This is a genomic window from Methylobacterium sp. UNCCL125 (genome assembly GCF_900116795.1).
GTDB lineage: Bacteria > Pseudomonadota > Alphaproteobacteria > Rhizobiales > Beijerinckiaceae > Methylobacterium > Methylobacterium fujisawaense.
Map to the genome: position 1 here is coordinate 56,607 of NZ_FPBW01000002.1, position 15,189 is coordinate 71,795.

11 protein-coding genes are annotated in these 15,189 nt (G+C 73.1%); 7 read left to right on the plus strand and 4 right to left on the minus strand.

The features are described from left to right. Positions 1 to 168: 168 nt before the first annotated feature. Entirely contained in the window at positions 169 to 1,053 is an 885-nt protein-coding gene (locus tag BM396_RS00205; RefSeq protein WP_081948571.1) for a LysR family transcriptional regulator, read from the plus strand. Positions 1,054 to 1,402: 349 nt separating this feature from the next. On the opposite strand, the gene BM396_RS00210 is transcribed toward BM396_RS00205, so the two are convergent. Next, positions 1,403 to 1,690 carry a hypothetical protein gene (locus tag BM396_RS00210; RefSeq protein WP_043356965.1) on the minus strand — a complete coding sequence of 96 codons (288 nt, stop codon included), beginning with the start codon at positions 1,688 to 1,690 and terminating at the stop codon, positions 1,403 to 1,405. A 122-nt stretch (positions 1,691 to 1,812) separates the two neighbouring features. Further along, entirely contained in the window at positions 1,813 to 2,223 is a 411-nt protein-coding gene (locus BM396_RS00215; protein ID WP_043356963.1) for a DUF1236 domain-containing protein, read from the minus strand. A 288-nt stretch (positions 2,224 to 2,511) separates the two neighbouring features. Between BM396_RS00215 and BM396_RS00220 the strand changes: the two genes are divergently transcribed. After that, positions 2,512 to 4,200, plus strand: coding sequence for a thiamine pyrophosphate-binding protein (locus BM396_RS00220; protein ID WP_043379714.1), 1,689 nt, complete (start codon positions 2,512 to 2,514; stop codon positions 4,198 to 4,200). A gap of 137 nt (positions 4,201 to 4,337) precedes the next feature. Then, positions 4,338 to 4,781: a DMT family transporter gene (locus BM396_RS00225; RefSeq protein ID WP_043379712.1), complete on the plus strand. Its 444-nt coding sequence runs from the start codon at positions 4,338 to 4,340 to the stop codon at positions 4,779 to 4,781. A gap of 47 nt (positions 4,782 to 4,828) precedes the next feature. Here BM396_RS00225 and BM396_RS00230 read toward each other — a convergent pair whose 3' ends face one another. After that, positions 4,829 to 6,157 carry an Nramp family divalent metal transporter gene (locus BM396_RS00230; protein ID WP_043357949.1) on the minus strand — a complete coding sequence of 443 codons (1,329 nt, stop codon included), beginning with the start codon at positions 6,155 to 6,157 and terminating at the stop codon, positions 4,829 to 4,831. 156 nt (positions 6,158 to 6,313) lie between these two features. On the opposite strand from BM396_RS00230, the gene mntR reads away from it, so the two are divergent. Continuing rightward, the gene (gene mntR / locus BM396_RS00235; RefSeq protein WP_020093314.1) at positions 6,314 to 6,775 is read left to right on the plus strand and encodes a manganese-binding transcriptional regulator MntR; all 462 of its coding nucleotides are present in this window, start codon (positions 6,314 to 6,316) and stop codon (positions 6,773 to 6,775) included. A 24-nt stretch (positions 6,776 to 6,799) separates the two neighbouring features. Here mntR and BM396_RS00240 read toward each other — a convergent pair whose 3' ends face one another. Beyond that, positions 6,800 to 7,984: a zinc-binding metallopeptidase family protein gene (locus tag BM396_RS00240; RefSeq protein WP_043379837.1), complete on the minus strand. Its 1,185-nt coding sequence runs from the start codon at positions 7,982 to 7,984 to the stop codon at positions 6,800 to 6,802. A 218-nt stretch (positions 7,985 to 8,202) separates the two neighbouring features. On the opposite strand from BM396_RS00240, the gene BM396_RS00245 reads away from it, so the two are divergent. The 3 genes from BM396_RS00245 to BM396_RS00255 all read left to right on the plus strand — a co-directional run bounded on the left by BM396_RS00245 (position 8,203) and on the right by BM396_RS00255 (position 15,177). Further along, positions 8,203 to 11,481 carry a transglutaminase family protein gene (locus BM396_RS00245; RefSeq protein ID WP_043379835.1) on the plus strand — a complete coding sequence of 1,093 codons (3,279 nt, stop codon included), beginning with the start codon at positions 8,203 to 8,205 and terminating at the stop codon, positions 11,479 to 11,481. A 262-nt stretch (positions 11,482 to 11,743) separates the two neighbouring features. Then, positions 11,744 to 14,281: a circularly permuted type 2 ATP-grasp protein gene (locus BM396_RS00250; RefSeq protein ID WP_043379710.1), complete on the plus strand. Its 2,538-nt coding sequence runs from the start codon at positions 11,744 to 11,746 to the stop codon at positions 14,279 to 14,281. Next, positions 14,278 to 15,177, plus strand: a complete 900-nt coding sequence (locus BM396_RS00255; RefSeq protein ID WP_043357963.1) for a transglutaminase family protein — start codon at positions 14,278 to 14,280, stop codon at positions 15,175 to 15,177. The genes BM396_RS00250 and BM396_RS00255 overlap by 4 nt, the downstream gene beginning before the upstream one ends. Positions 15,178 to 15,189: the final 12 nt, after the last annotated feature.

Here is a 15,189-nt window from a genome sequence, read left to right on the forward strand (position 1 = left end):
ACAGACGGGCGGCCGCCCGCTACCGTGGCCCGGCGACGGCCGGGGCCGTCGACGCGCGACCGGGCCAGGAATCGTCCAGAGCCGGGCCAGGGCAGGGCAGGTCCAGGGCCGGTTCCGGGCTGCCCGGGCCGCGCCGGTGCAGATGGCGTGTCGGGAGGCGCCTGCGCGATGATGCGGTTCGATCTCACCGATCTCGGCCTGTTCCGGCACGTGGTCGAGGCCGGTTCGATCACCCACGGGGCCGCGCGGGCGAACCTCGCCCTGGCGGCCGCCTCGACGCGGATCCGGCTGATGGAGGAGTCCCTCGGCGCGGCGCTGCTGACCCGGGGCCGGCAGGGCGTCAGCCCGACCCCGGCCGGGCGCGCCCTCCTCGTCCACGCCCGGGAGGTCCTGGCCGGGGTGGAGCGGTTGCGCGAGGAGATGGCGGCCTTCTCGGGGAGCGCCTTCGGCCAGATCCGGGTGCTGGCCAACACCAACGCGCTGACCGAGTTCCTGCCGGACGCGCTCTCGGCCTTCCTGGCCGATCACCCCGGGATCGGCGTCGAGATCGACGAGCGCACCTCCGAGGAGATCGTCGGGCTGGTGGCCGAGGGGGCGGCCGATCTCGGCATCCTGTCCGGCACGGTGGATACCGGCTCGCTGCGGACCTTCCCGTTCCGGGAGGACCGGTTCGTGCTGGTGGCGGCCCGGGATCACCCCCTGGCGGCGCGCGGGACGATCCCGTTCGCCGAGCTGCTCGGCCACGACCTCGTCGGCCTCGACCGGCGCAGCGCCATCAGCCGGTTCCTCGTCGCCCAGGCGGTGCGGGAGGGGCGGCCGATGCGCCTGCGGGTGCAGCTGCGGGACTTCGACGCCGTCTGCCGGCTCGTCGAGGCACGGGTCGGGCTGGCGGTCCTTCCCGAGAGCGCCGCCGCCCGCGCCGCCCAGGGCCTCGCCCTGGCGGTGGTGCCCCTCGCCGATTCCTGGGCGCGGCGCGACCTGACCCTGTGCCTGCGCGACCTCGACGGGCTGCCGCCGTTCATCCGGGCCTTCGTGGCGCAGCTGCGCGCCTGAGCGTCGCCCGGCCCCCGCCCCGGGCCCGAGGCGGGGAGAGCGCGGAACACCGCGATGGTCGCGGACATGATGCGCGTCGTCCGCGGGCTCGATCCGCATAGGGTTTCCGATGGGGCCGCCGTTCCGTCCGGTCCTGAGGCGCGACGGGCCGGTGATGATCGGCGACGCCGTCGAGACCGCCTGCCCGCGTCCAGGTGCCGGCCTGCGACGCTCGCGGCCTCGCGGTGGAGACCGGCGCCTGCGCAACCGCGTCGCCCGCACGGCGATCCGTCTCGCCGTTGCCCCCGGGCCCGCGGCGTCCCTGGCGCTCGGCCTGGGGGAGCGTTTGGCGCGCCCTGACGCGGCGGCGTCAGCGCCAGCGCTCCTCCGTGCAGGCCAGCACGTAGACGACGTGCATGCAGCGGGCCTGGGCGGCCTGCGAGGTCGCGTCGCTCATGCACGCCCGCATCCCGGCGGAGAGCAGCCCGCGATCGACGTCCTGATCCCGGGCGCAGGTGAAGATGGGCTGGAAGCCTTCGAACCGGCTCACCTGCCAGAAGATGACCACGAACGCGAGCAGACAGAACGCGCAGACCAGGAGCCGGTTGTCGTAGAACCAGTGTCTCCGATCGGCCTCTGCGGTGTTGCGCGCGCTCATCCCGTCACCGGGGGCGCCGACAGGATCGCGGTCTGGGCCACCTGTGTCCTCCGCAGCGGATCGCCCGCGCCATCTCGCCGAATCCCTCAGCCGCGTCAGCCGCGCCCACCGGGAGGGAACCGTCAGTCGATCACCTCCACGATGCGGCGCGTGCGTGGCTCGACGAGCACCGGATGGCCGTTGACGATCGTGTAGCTGTACTCCGGCAAAGCGAACTCGCGCGGGACATCGTAATACACGACGCCCTCCTCCGGTAGCACGGTTCCGACCCGAACGGGGCCCGCGAGGGCGACGGACGGGCGGCGCTCGCCGAGGGCGTAGATGCGGAAGCGCTCCCGCCGGTCGACGCCGAGGATGCCGTTGGCCGTGCCTACGGCGGCACCGATCGCGCCGCCGACGATCGCCCCGAGGGGGCCCGCCATCTCCTCGCCGCGCGAGGCGCCCTCCTGGGCGCCGCGCTCCAAGCCTTGCGCCTGCGCGATGGCGGGGAGGCCCAGCGTGGCCAGGAGCGCAAGGGGAGCCGCGATCCGCATGGGTGTCGTCCTGGTCGGTGGCATGGACCTTCAGGCCTGCGCCTGAGGGGGCGGGAGCATCCCGGCCACGGCAGGTTACGCCAGAAAGGCTGCCGATCGGTTGCGGCCCGCCGCACGCCGTCCGCAAGGGGGCCGCATCGGGCGCCGGCCCCCTCTTCCGGCCCCCTCTTCACGCTCGGCGTGACGGTTCGGCTCTCGGTCGGCTCTCGGAATGCGGGCGGAGCCGCGGCATTGCCCCGGCCCGCCCATGGTTTAGCCTCCCGCTGATTCCGCCGGAGAGGACAGGGCATGTCGATCGAGACCGTGGAGACCGCCGGCCGGCGCCGGGGCGCCGACCTCCTGGTGGAGGTGCTGCGCTCGGAGGGGGTGCGCTACATCTTCGGCAATCCCGGCACCACCGAATTGCCGCTCATCGACGCGCTCACCGAGGCGCCGGACATCGCCTACATCCTCGCCCTGCAGGAGGCGACCGCGGTGGCGATGGCGGACGGCTACGCGCAGGGCGCCCGGCGGCCCGCCTTCCTCAACCTGCACACGGCGGGCGGCCTCGGCCACGCCATGGGCGGGCTCGTGAATTCCCAGGTCTCCGGCACGCCGCTGGTGGTCACCGCCGGGCAGCAGGATCTCCGCCACGCGCTGACCGACCCGCTGCTGATGGGCGACCTCGTGGCCATCGCCGACCCGGTGATGAAGTGGGCCCGGGAGGTGACGAGCCCGGACCAGATCCCGATCCTGCTGCGCCGGGCCTTCCACGATGCCGCCGCCGCCCCGTCCGGCCCGGTCTTCCTGTCCCTGCCCATGGACGTGATGGAGGCGATGAGCGCCGTACCGGCGGGCGAGACCTCGACCATCGACCAGCGGGCGGTGGCGGGTTCCCTCGACCGGCTGGCGGACAAGCTCGCCGCCATCGCGCCCGGCCGCCTCGCCCTGATCGCCGGCGACGAGATCGACGCCTCGGACGCCTCGGCCCAGATGGTCGCGCTCGCCGACCTGCTGGCGGCGCCGGTCTACGGCTCGTCCTGGCCGGCCCACATCCCCTTTCCCACCGCGCACCCGCTCTGGGCCGGGAACCTGCCGACCCGGGCCGACGCCATCGCCGCCATCCTCGGGCGCTACGACGCGGTGTTCGCGCTGGGCGGCAAGTCGCTGATCACCGTGCTCTACTCGGAGGTCTCGGCGGTGCCGCCGGGGGTGCAGGTCTTCCAGCTCTCGGCCGACGTGCGCGACCTCGGGCGCACCTATGCCACGAGCCTCTCGACCGTGGGCGACATCCGCGCCTCACTGGACGCCTTGCTGCCGCTGCTAAGCCCCCGCCTCGCCGACCGGGCCGAGGCCTTCGCGCAGCTGCGCGCCCAGGCGGTGACCGCCCGGGCCGAGCGGCGGGCGACGCTCGCCGCCGCGGCGGATGCGGCCTTCGAGGATCCGGTGATCGCGCCGCTGGTCGCCGCCCGGGAGGTGGCCCGCGCGGTCGGGGCCGAGACCACCATCGTGGACGAGGCGCCCGCGACGCTGACCCACCTGCGCACCTTCCTCGACAGCCCGTCGGCCCATCAATACGCGGCGATGCGCGGCGGCGTCCTCGGCTGGGGCATGCCGGCCGCGGTGGGGTTTTCCTTGGGGCTCGACCGGGCGCCCGTGGTCTGCGTCGTGGGTGACGGGGCCGCGATGTACTCGCCCCAGGCCCTCTGGACCGCCGCGCACGAAAAACTTCCGGTCACCTTCGTGGTGATCAACAACGCCGAGTACAACATCCTCAAGACCTTCATGAAGGGCCAGGCGCACTACGCCTCGGTGCGGGCCAACCGCTTCATCGCCATGGACCTCACCGACCCGCGCATCGATTTTCCGGCCCTGGCCGCCTCGATGGGGGTCCCCGCGCAGCGCGTGACCCGGGCCGCCGACATCGCCCCGGCGATCGAGGCCGGGATCCGGTCGGGAGGGACCAACCTCGTGGAGGTGGTGGTGCGGGCGACGTGAGGGGCCGCCCCTCCGCCGGCCTCCGAGGGGCGCGGCCTGAGGGCCGTCGCGGCGTTCGGACACAGAGGCTGCCGAGGAACACGGACGTCCGGCCCGGGCTGCCCTAGGGATCGGTTTGACCGGGCGGGATCTCAGCCATGTGGTACCTCTACGGTTTCGCGCTGCTGGCCGGCGTGGCCAACGCCGTCCAGGCCGGACAGAACGGGACGCTGTCGAAGGGGCTGGCCGAATCGCTGGTCGCCGGCCTCGTGGTCGCCGCCGGGACCGCGAGTTGCATCCTCGCGGTGGGGCTCATCTCCGGGAGGCTCGCTTGGCCGACGGCCGCGCAAGCCCTCGGGATGCCCTGGTGGGCGTGGTTCGGCGGGGTCCTGGGCGGAGGCATCATTCTGGCGCAGTTCGTCGTGGCCCGTCAGATCGGGGCCGCCCCGTTCCTGGGCCTCCTCGTCACGGCCGGGGTCGCCACATCGATCATGCTGGACAATTTCGGGTGGGTCGGCTTCGAGCGCCACCCCGCCAGTCTCTGGCGCATCCTCGGCGGCGTGCTGATGATCGCCGGCGTCGCCCTCGTCGCGCTGTTCTAGGAGCAAAACCGGGCCGGCCGATCACATCGACCGGCCGCCTCGCGGGCTTACCCCAGCCCCGGCACCGGTATCCCGAAGGCCGCCGCCAGCAGGACCATGTTGAGGGCGAGCACCACGGCCGCCCCCGCGACGGCCGCCGCCTGGGTGAGCGGCCCGTTGGCGAAGGGACCCATCACGCTCCGGCGGCGGGTGAACACCACCAGCGCCACCATCGGCACCGGCAGGGCCAGCGACAGCACCACCTGGGACAGGACCAGTGCCCGGGTCGGATCGACGCCGATCGCCACCACCACGAAGGCGGGCAGCATGGTCACGAGCCGGCGCACGAGGAGCGGGATGCGCCAGCCGGTGAAGCCCTGCATGACCAGCTGGCCGGCGAGCGTCCCCACCACCGAGGAGGAGATCCCGGAGGCGAGCAGCGACACCAGGAAGGCCGCCCCGGCCGCGGGGCCGAGCAGCGGCGTCAGGGTCCGGTAGGCCTCGCCGATCTCGGCGACCCCGCTGTGGCCGGCATGGAAGGCCGCCGCCGCCATGATCACCATCGCCATGTTGACGAGGCCCGCGAGCAGAAGCGCCACCACCACCTCGCGGTTGGAGTAGCGCACCAGAAGGCGCCGGTCGGCCTCGTTCCGCGGGCTGCCGCGCCCCTGGGTCAGGCCGGAATGCAGGAACAGGGCGTGCGGCATCACGGTGGCGCCGATGATCCCCACCGCGATGGTGAGCGCCTCCGCGTCCGGGATCCGCGGGGTGACGAGGCCCTTCGCGGCCTCGCCCCAGGCCACCGGGGCGATCAGCAGCTCGATCGCGTAGCAGAGGCCGATCGTGCCGACCATCGCCCCGATGGCGATCTCCAGGGGCCGGAAGCCCTCGTGCTCCAGGAGCAGGATCGCGTAGGTGACGATCGCGGTGATCGCCATCCCGGCCATCAGCGGCATGCCGGTGAGCAGCGACAGGCCGATGGCGCCGCCGAGGAACTCCGCGAGGTCGGTGGCCATCGCGGCGACCTCGCTGATGCCCCACAGGGTGAGGCGCACCGGCCGCGACGTCGCGTCCCGGCAATGCTCGGCGAGGTTCTTGCCGGTCACGATGCCGAGCTTGGCCGACAGGGCCTGGAACAGCATCGCCGTGAAGTTGGCGAGCAGCACCACCCAGAGCAGCCCGTAGCCGTAGCGGGCGCCGGCCTGGATGTTGGTGGCGAAGTTGCCGGGGTCCATGTAGGCGATCGACGCCGTCACGGCCGGACCCGCGAACAGCAGGAACCGGCCCCGTCCACCCGCCCGCCCTTCGAGGACGTCGCGGATGGCGCTCTCCGTCCGCCGGCTCATCGCCCCGGGCGGGGCGCCCCCGGGGGCCGTCCCGGCGTTCGGCGCCACCATGCTCACCCTCTCCTCAAAGATATAGCTCGGGCTATATTCAGGGCTGCGGCCGCGGGATTCAAGGGGTTTTCCGCGTGCCGCGTGGGACTCCCCTCCGGCCGCCGGTTTTTGCTAGACAGGGGCGGGGCGGCGTGTGCGTGCCGAGAGGGAGAGCCGATGCAGGAACCGTCCGAGCCGGGCTCGCCCGAGACCGCGCTGGTCGATCCCGAGCGGCACGTGGAGAGCTTCCGGCAGGCCCGCGAGGCGCGGCGGTCCGAGCTGGTCGAGGATTACGTCGAGCTGATCGACGACCTGATCGGCGACGGCGGCGAGGCGCGCCAAGTGGACATCGCGGCCCGCCTCGGCGTGGCGCAGCCCACCGTCGCCAAGATGCTCAAGCGTCTGTGCGAGGACGGGTTCGTCCAGCAGCGGCCCTATCGCGGCGTGTTCCTGACCGAGGCCGGCCGCCGGCTCGCCGCCCAGGCGCGGGAGCGCCACCGGATCGTCGAACGCTTCCTGTGCGCGCTGGGGGTGAGCCCCGAGACCGCCCGGCGGGACGCGGAGGGGATCGAGCACCATGTCAGCGCCGAGACCCTGGCGGCGTTCCGCGCCTTCGCGGAACGTCACGGGGGGGCGTGAGGCGCCCGTCCGTCCGCCCTGCCCTCACACCGTCGGCGCAGGCACCTTCTGGCGCAGGCCCAGGATCACCGCCCGGAGCATCTCGGCGCCCGCCTCGCCGGCATCCGGCAGGATGCCGGTGCGGGAGGCGTAGATCCGCTCGTGCACGAAGGCGAGCTTGGCGATCACCGTCGGCGTCAGCTTGAACGGGTAGAGCGCCGGCTGGCCCATGCTGTGGGAGAGCGAATTGATCGCGTAGGTCAGCGGCAGCCACGCCGCAATCAGCCGGTCGAGATCCTGGGTGTTGTAGGGGTCGAAGTCGATCACGGTCGGTGCCGCCTGCCCGTGGCGCAGGCGCGGGCGCACGTGCAGCTCGAAGGTCGAGGCGGTCTCCACCGTGTCGACGATGTGCAGGTAATGCGCGAAGGTCTCGGCGAAGTCCTCCCAGGGATGCGCCGTGGCGTAGGCCGACACGTAGGCCTCGTCCCAGTCGGCGGGCGCGCCCCGCGCGTAATGGTTCTGCAGCGCCTGGACGTAGTTCAGGCGCTCGTCGCCGAACAGCGCCCGGAAGGCCCCCATGGTGGGGCTGTTCATCACCAGCAGGTACCAGAAGTAATGCCCGATCTCGTGCCGGAAATGGCCGAGCAGGGTGCGGTAATGCTCGCCGAACAGGATCCGGCGGCGCTCCCGCTCGACATCGTCGGCCTCGGCGATGTTCATGGTGATCAGGCCGTTGATGTGCCCCGTCAGCACCGGCATTCCGCCGGAGAAGCTCTCGGACGGATCGGCCAGGAAGTCGAAGGCCAGCCCGTCCGTGTACTGGGCGCGGGTGGCGAGCGGCAGGTCCAGGCGCAGCAGCGAATAGAACAGCCTGCGCTTGGCGGCCTCGATCTGGCGCCAGCGGGTGAGGTTCCAGGTCTGCGACAGGTCCGGCACAACGCGGTTGTGGCGGCAGGCGGTGCAGTAGATGTCGGGGCTGTCCTCCGGCACCAGCCAGTTGCAGGCCTCCGAAACGGCGTTGTTGCACAGGCGGTAGCGCCGTCCGGGATCCGCGTAGGCGTGGAAGACCTGCGCGCCGCCCATCAGCGGGTGCGCCGAGGCCCCCTGCGGCTCCAGGGCCGAGACCTCGTGGACCACGCACGTATAGCCCAGCTGCCGCGCACAGCTCTCGCAGGCGGTCGCCTCGAAGGTGACCGGCTGGTCGCAGGCCTGGCACTGGAAGATCTTCATCGCGCGGTCCCGGGCCGGCACCCGGCCCACCTGCCGGTCAAAGCGGGGCCAGGCGGCAAAGTTCCGGCCAGAGGTTCGGAGGCCTGGGCGCCGCCGCACGGAAATTGCTTGTGTCTCGGTTCGTGTCGCATAACCGCGCGGTGGGGGGCGATGGTCGACCCGCCGTGACGTCCGGAACCGGCGCCGAGGCCGGATTCGATCCTTCAGACGGAGCCATCGTGTCGATCAAAGCCGCCCTGCACCACGTCACGCATTACCGCTACGACCGGCCGATCAGCCTGGGCCCCCAGGTGATCCGCCTGCGCCCGGCCCCGCACGCGCGCACCAAGGTTCCGGCCTACGCGCTCACGGTGACGCCCGCCAACCACTTCCTGAACTGGCAGCAGGATCCGAGCGGCAACTGGCTCGCCCGCCTCGTCTTCCCGGAGAAGACCGACGAGCTGAAGATCGAGGTCGACCTCACCGCCGACCTGGCGGTGATCAACCCGTTCGACTTCTTCGTCGAGGATTACGCCCAGACCCACCCTTTCGCGTACGACCCGGACCTCGCCGAGGAGCTGGCCCCCTACCGCGCGCCGGTGGATGCGGATGGCCCCGAGATGGCGGCGCTGCTCGCCCGGCTCCCCGCGGAACCCAGCACCGTGCAGTTCCTGGTGGCGCTCAACGCCCAGATCGCCCGGGAGACCGCCTACGGCGTGCGCATGGAGCCCGGCGTCCAGACGCCCGCCGAGACCCTGCGCCTCAAGAGCGGCTCCTGCCGGGATTCGGCGTGGCTGCTCGTGCAGGTGCTGCGCCGGATCGGGTTCGCCGCCCGGTTCGTCTCCGGCTACCTGATCCAGCTCGTGCCCGACACCGTCGCGGTCGACGGCCCCACCGGCACCGCGTCGGACTTCACCGACCTGCATGCCTGGGCCGAGGTCTACCTGCCGGGCGCCGGCTGGATCGGCATGGACGCGACCTCGGGTCTGCTCACCGGCGAGGGCCATATCCCGCTCGCGGCGACGCCGCATTACCGCTCGGCCGCGCCGATCTCGGGGGCGGTCGAGCCGGCCAAGACCGAGTTCGGCTTCGCAATGAGCATCACCCGCGTCGCCGAGACGCCGCGGATCACCAAGCCGTTCTCGGACGCGGTCTGGGCGTCCATGGACGCGCTCGGCGAGCGGATCGATGCCGACCTCGCCGCGCAGGACGTGCGCCTGACCATGGGCGGCGAGCCGACCTTCGTCTCGGTGGACGATTTCGAATCGCCCGAATGGAACATCGCCGCGGTCGGCCCGACCAAGCGGGGGCTCGCCGACACGCTGATCCGGCGCCTGCGCGACCGGTTCGGCCCGGGGGGGCTGCTGCATTACGGCCAGGGCAAGTGGTATCCCGGCGAGAGCCTGCCCCGCTGGGCCTTCGCCCTGTACTGGCGCAAGGACGGCCAGCCGATCTGGCGGAATCCGGACCTGATCGCCCCCGAGGCGGCCGCAGGGCAGGCGGGCGAAGCCACGATCGCGCAGGCCAAGGCCCTCGCCGACGCGCTGGCCCGCCGCCTCGGCCTCGCCGACTACGTCATCCCGGCCTTCGAGGACAGCGAGGTCTGGGAGAAGAAGGCCGCCGAACTGCCGGTCAACGTCACGCCCGCCGCGGCCCGGTCCGGCTCCGTGGAGTTCGACGCCCGGATCAAGCGGGTCTACGAGCGGGGCTTGGCTGAGGCCGCGGGCTACGTCCTGCCGCTGGCGAGCCTGCCCACCGGCAGGGACGGCGATGCCGACCGGGTCTGGATCTCGGAAGCCTGGGACTTCCGGCGCGGCGCCGCCTTCCTGGTGCCGGGCGACTCGCCGGTGGGCTTCCGCCTGCCCCTGTCGTCCCTGCCCTACGTGCCGCCGGAGCACTATCCCTACTACCAGCCGCAGGACCCCCTGGAGTCGCGCCCGCCCCTCACCGACGGGCGTCCCGGCGCGACCACCGTCAACGGTTCAGGGATCACCGGCGTCGCGGTGCGCACGGCGCTCTCGATCGAGCCCCGCGACGGGGTGGTGCGGGTGTTCATGCCGCCGGTGCAGCGCGCCGACGAGTATCTCGAACTCGCCGGCCACCTGGAGGCGGCCGCCGCCGAGCTGAACCTGCCGATCCAGCTGGAAGGCTACGAGCCGCCCTACGACCCGCGGATCGGCGTGATCAAGGTCACCCCCGATCCGGGCGTGATCGAGGTGAACGTCCACCCGGCCGCCTCCTGGCGGGAGGCGGTCGCCATCACCACCGACTTGTACGCCGAGGCGAGGCAAACCCGGCTCGGCGCGGAAAAATTCATGACCGACGGGCGCCACACCGGCACCGGCGGCGGCAACCACGTGGTCATGGGCGGCGTCACGCCGGACGATTCGCCGTTCCTGCGCCGGCCCGACCTGCTCAAGAGCCTCGTGCTCTACTGGCAGCGCCACCCGGCGCTCTCGTACCTGTTCTCGGGCCTCTACATCGGCCCGACGAGCCAGGCCCCCCGCATGGACGAGGCGCGCCACGACGGGCTCTACGAACTGGAGATCGCGCTCGCCCAGATCCCCGCCCCCGACGCGCCCAACATCCCGCGCTGGCTCGTCGACCGGGTGTTCCGCAACATCCTCGTGGACGTCACCGGCAACACCCACCGGGCCGAGATCTGCATCGACAAGCTCTACTCGCCGGACGGGCCCACCGGGCGCCTCGGCCTGCTGGAGTTCCGGGCCTTCGAGATGCCGCCGGACGCCCGGATGAGCCTCGCGCAGCAGCTCCTGCTCCGCGCCCTCGTGGCCTGGCTGTGGCGGGAGCCGCAGACCGGCGGCTGTGTCCGCTGGGGCACGAACCTCCACGATCGGTTCATGCTGCCGCATTTCCTCTGGTCCGACTTCCTCTCGGTGCTGGAGGATCTCCGGGCGGCGGGGTACGCTTTCGATCCGGTCGCCTTCGAGGCGCAGGCCCTGTTCCGGTTCCCGGTCTTCGGCACGGTCGAGCAGGGCGGGGTCCGGATGGAGCTGCGCCAGGCGCTGGAGCCCTGGCACGTGATGGGCGAGGAAGGGACCAGCGGGGGCACCGTGCGCTTCGTCGACAGCTCGGTCGAGCGGCTGCAGGTCAAGGTCGAGGGCTTCGTGCCCGAGCGGCACGTCATCGCCTGCAACGGCCGCCGGCTGCCCATGACCGGCACCGGCCGCGGCGGCGAGGCCGTGGCGGGCCTGCGCTTCAAGGCGTGGCAGCCGGCCTCCTCGCTGCATCCGACGATCCCGGCCCACTCGCCGCTCACCTTCGACATCCTCGATGCCTGGAACGGGCGCTCGCTCGGCGGCTGCCGCTACCACGTCGCCCATCCGGGCGGCCGCAACTACGAGACCCATCCGGTGAACGCCTACGAGGCGGAGGGGCGCCGCCTCGCCCGGTTCCAGCCGCACGGCCATACCCCCGGCCGGATCGACATGCCCCGGCCGGAATCGAGCGCCGAGTTCCCCCTCACCCTCGACCTGCGGATGCCGGCCCCGCAATGATCCGCGATGTCCACACATCTGGGTCGGACACGGACGCGGACGACAGAGCGCGACGCGCCCCCTCTCCCGTGCGGGAGAGGGTTGGGGTGAGGGACGAGAGGCTTCAGGGTCGACGCGCCGGCAGGACGCGCCCCTTTCGGGCAGACCCGACCCCTCACCCTGTCCCTCTCCCGCATGGGAGAGGGGACCCGCGCTCCCTTCTGCGGCCGCGTCGCCGTCCACGCTGTGTGGATCCGCAAGCCGCAGTGACCGGGGGGCCGTGATGGAGGCGGCGCTCGCGGGCAGCCGCGGTCGGGCCGAGCGGCCGGAGGGCCCGCGGGAGCGCGTCGCCCGCTGGAGCGCGGGCTACCGCCCCGCCTCCGGCCGGCCGGACGAGTTCCTGGGCCCGGACGGCGCTCCGCGCGGGGCGTGGCCGCGCCTGCTCGACCGTCTCGGCGGCCTCACCGAGCCGGAGATCATGGCCCGCTTCGTCGCGGCGGAGCGGCACATCCGGGACGCGGGCATCTCGTTCCGCATCGCCGGCGACCAGCGGGAGCATCCCTGGCCGCTGGGCTGCCTGCCCCTGGTGATCGAGGGGTCCGAGTGGGCGGCCCTCAGCGCCGGGATCGTCCAGCGCGCGGAGCTGATGGAGGCGATCCTCGCCGACGTCTACGGGGATGGTAGGCTGGTCGCCGAGGGATTGCTGCCCGCCGCGATCGTGGCCGGCACGCCGGAGTTCCTGCACCCGCTCCACGGCGTCACGCCCCCCGGCGGCCATTACCTCAAGCTCTACGCCGCTGATCTCGGCCGGGGCCCGGACGGGCGGTGGCAGGTGCTGGCCGACCGGACGCAGGCCCCCTCGGGCCTCGGCTGGGCGCTGGAGAACCGGATGGTCCTGGCCCGGACCTTCCCGGACTTCTTCCAGGACCTCCACGTCGAGCGCCTGCCGGCCTTCTTCCAGGCCTTTCGCGATGGCTTGGCGCTGGGAGCCGAGCGCGTCGACCCGCGGATCTGCCTGCTGACCTCCGGCCCCTACAGCAGCACCTATGTCGAGCAGGCGGCGCTGGCCCGCTATCTCGGCCTGATGCTGGTGGAGGGCGACGACCTCGTCATGCGGGACGGCCGCCTGCACGTGCGCACCGTCTCGGGCCTGAAGCGGGCCGACGCCCTGTGGCGGCGGATCGACTCCGACTTCCTCGATCCCCTGGAGCTGAATCCGGCTTCGCGGCTCGGCGTGCCCGGGATCCTCGAGGCCCTGCGCAACGGCTCCCTGGTGATGACCAACATGCCGGGCTCGGGCCTCGTCGAGTCGGCCGCGCTCGCCCCCTATCTCGACGGCATCGCCCGGCGCGTTCTCGGCGAGCCCCTGCGGCTCGGCCATCCGCGCACGTGGTGGTGCGGCGACCTGGAGGGCTTGGCGCACGCCCAGGCCAACCTCGACAGCCTGACCCTGCGCCCGGCCGCCACGCCCCAGCGCGGGGCGGGGCGCGACGCGATCCTCGCGGGCCCGGTCCTGGCGGCCGAGCGGGAGCGGGTCGTCGCCGCCCTGCGCGACCGGCCCTTCGACTACGTCGCCCAGGAGGCCGCGCCGCTCTCGACCATGCCGGGCTGGGAGCGCGGGCCGGACGGCCTCGTCCTGGTCCCCCGCCCCTTCGTGGTCCGCGTCTTCGCCACGCGGACGCCGCTCGGCTGGCAGGTCATGCCCGGCGGCTTCTGCCGGGTTTCCGAGCGCGAGGACGTCGACCCGATCGAGCTGCGGCTCGGCATCCGCTCCGCCGACGTCTGGGTGCTGTCCGAGAAGCCGGTCGCCGCGCCCCTGATCGGCACGCAGGCGGCCCCGCGGGTGCGGCGGGTCGGGGGCCATCTCCCCGCCCGGGCCGCCGACGGCCTGTTCTGGCTCGGACGCTACCTGGAGCGCGGCGAGGCGGTGATCCGGCTGGTGCTCGCCCATCTGCGCAGCGTCGGCGACGCCGTCGGGACCGACATCTCGGGCGCCCTTGACACGCCCGCGGCCCTGGCGCTCCGGGCCCTCCTGCACGAATGGGGCGCCATCGGCGCGGCCGACCTGCCCACCGCCCGCCTCGCCCTGGAGGCGCTCGCCGGGCGCGATCGGCCGGGCTCGGCGCGGTCCCACATCCTCGCGGCCCGCCGCAACGCCGCCGCGCTCCGCGCCCGCCTGTCCGGCGAGGCGTGGCGGGTGCTGGCCGACCTGAACGAGTTCCTGTCCCTCAACACCGAGCGAGCCTTCACCGAGTCGCAGCTCGCCGGCCGCGCCGAGCGGGCCCTGAGCCAGCTCGCGGCGCTCGCCGGCCTCACCCACGAGAACATGAGCCGCGCCGAGGGCTGGCACTTCATCGAGCTCGGCCGGCGCATCGAGCGGGCGATCAACACCGGCGCCTTCGCGCTGGCCTTCGCCAACGACGAGGCGACGCCCGGCTGCCTCGGGGTGATGCTGTCGCTGTGCGATTCGCAGATCAGCTACGGGCGGCGCTACCTGCAGGGGGCGGCCCTCGATCCGGTCCGCGACATGGTGCTGCTCGACCCCTACAACCCGCGCTCGATCGCCTTCCAGGCCGAGGCGATCACCCGGCACCTCGCCGACCTGCCGGCGCTGGCCGCGGACGGCATCCCCGAGCCCCATTGCCGCCTCGCCACCCGGATCCTGGCGGAGCTGCGCAGCGGCGAGGCCGCGGATTTCGACGCCGTGCGCCTCACCGCGCTCGCGACCGACCTGGAGCGGCTGGCCGACGGCATCGCGGCCCGCTACTTCCCCACCGGGCCGAACGCGCTGCGCCCCGAGAAGCTGACGGGGCTGGCGTGATCTACACGCTGCGCCACCGCACCACCTACCGCTACGGGCGGCCGGTGCACTTCGCCCGCTGCACCCTGCGGCTCAAGCCGCAGGAGGGCGAGGGCCAGAGCGTGCTGGCGAGCGCCGTCACGATCGACCCGAGCCCGGCCCGCGCGGTGATGCGGCGCGACTATTTCGGGATCGAGGCCGTGGCGATCACCCTGGAGGCGCCGCACACCACCTTCAGCGTCGAGGCGCTCTCCACCGTGCGGGTCGAGCGCCCGGCCCCGCCGCCGCCGGAATCCGGCATGGCCTGGGAGCGGGTCCGCGACGCCGTGGTGGCCGGGCGCGACCTCGCCGGCCGGGCGCCGGTGCATTTCCTGTTCCCGAGCGGCCGGGTGCCGCTGCTGCCCGCGATCACCGACTATGCCCGGCCGAGCTTCTCCGCCGGCCGCAGCGCCTACGGGGCGGCCCACGACCTGATGCTGCGGATCGGCCGGGACTTCCGCTTCGATGCCAAGGCGACCACCGTCTCCACGCCGCTCGCCGAATCCTTCGCGCTCCGGGCCGGGGTCTGCCAGGATTTCGCCCACGTGATGATCGCGGCGCTGCGCGGCATGGGCCTGCCGGCGGCCTATATCAGCGGCTACCTGCGCACCGTGCCGCCGCCGGGCCGCCCGCGCCTGCGCGGGGCGGATGCGAGCCATGCCTGGGTGGCGGTCTGGTGCGGGGACGGCTGGCTCGGCCTCGACCCGACCAACGGCGTGCCGGTGCAGGACGACCACATCGTGGTGGCCCGCGGCCGCGACTACGGCGACGTGGCCCCCGTGGACGGCATCGTCAGCGGCTCGGGCAAGCAGCGCCTCAAGGTCGAGGTCGACGTCATCCCCGATACCGAGACGCAGGATCTCGCTCTGGTGGGGTGAGGGATCCCGGAG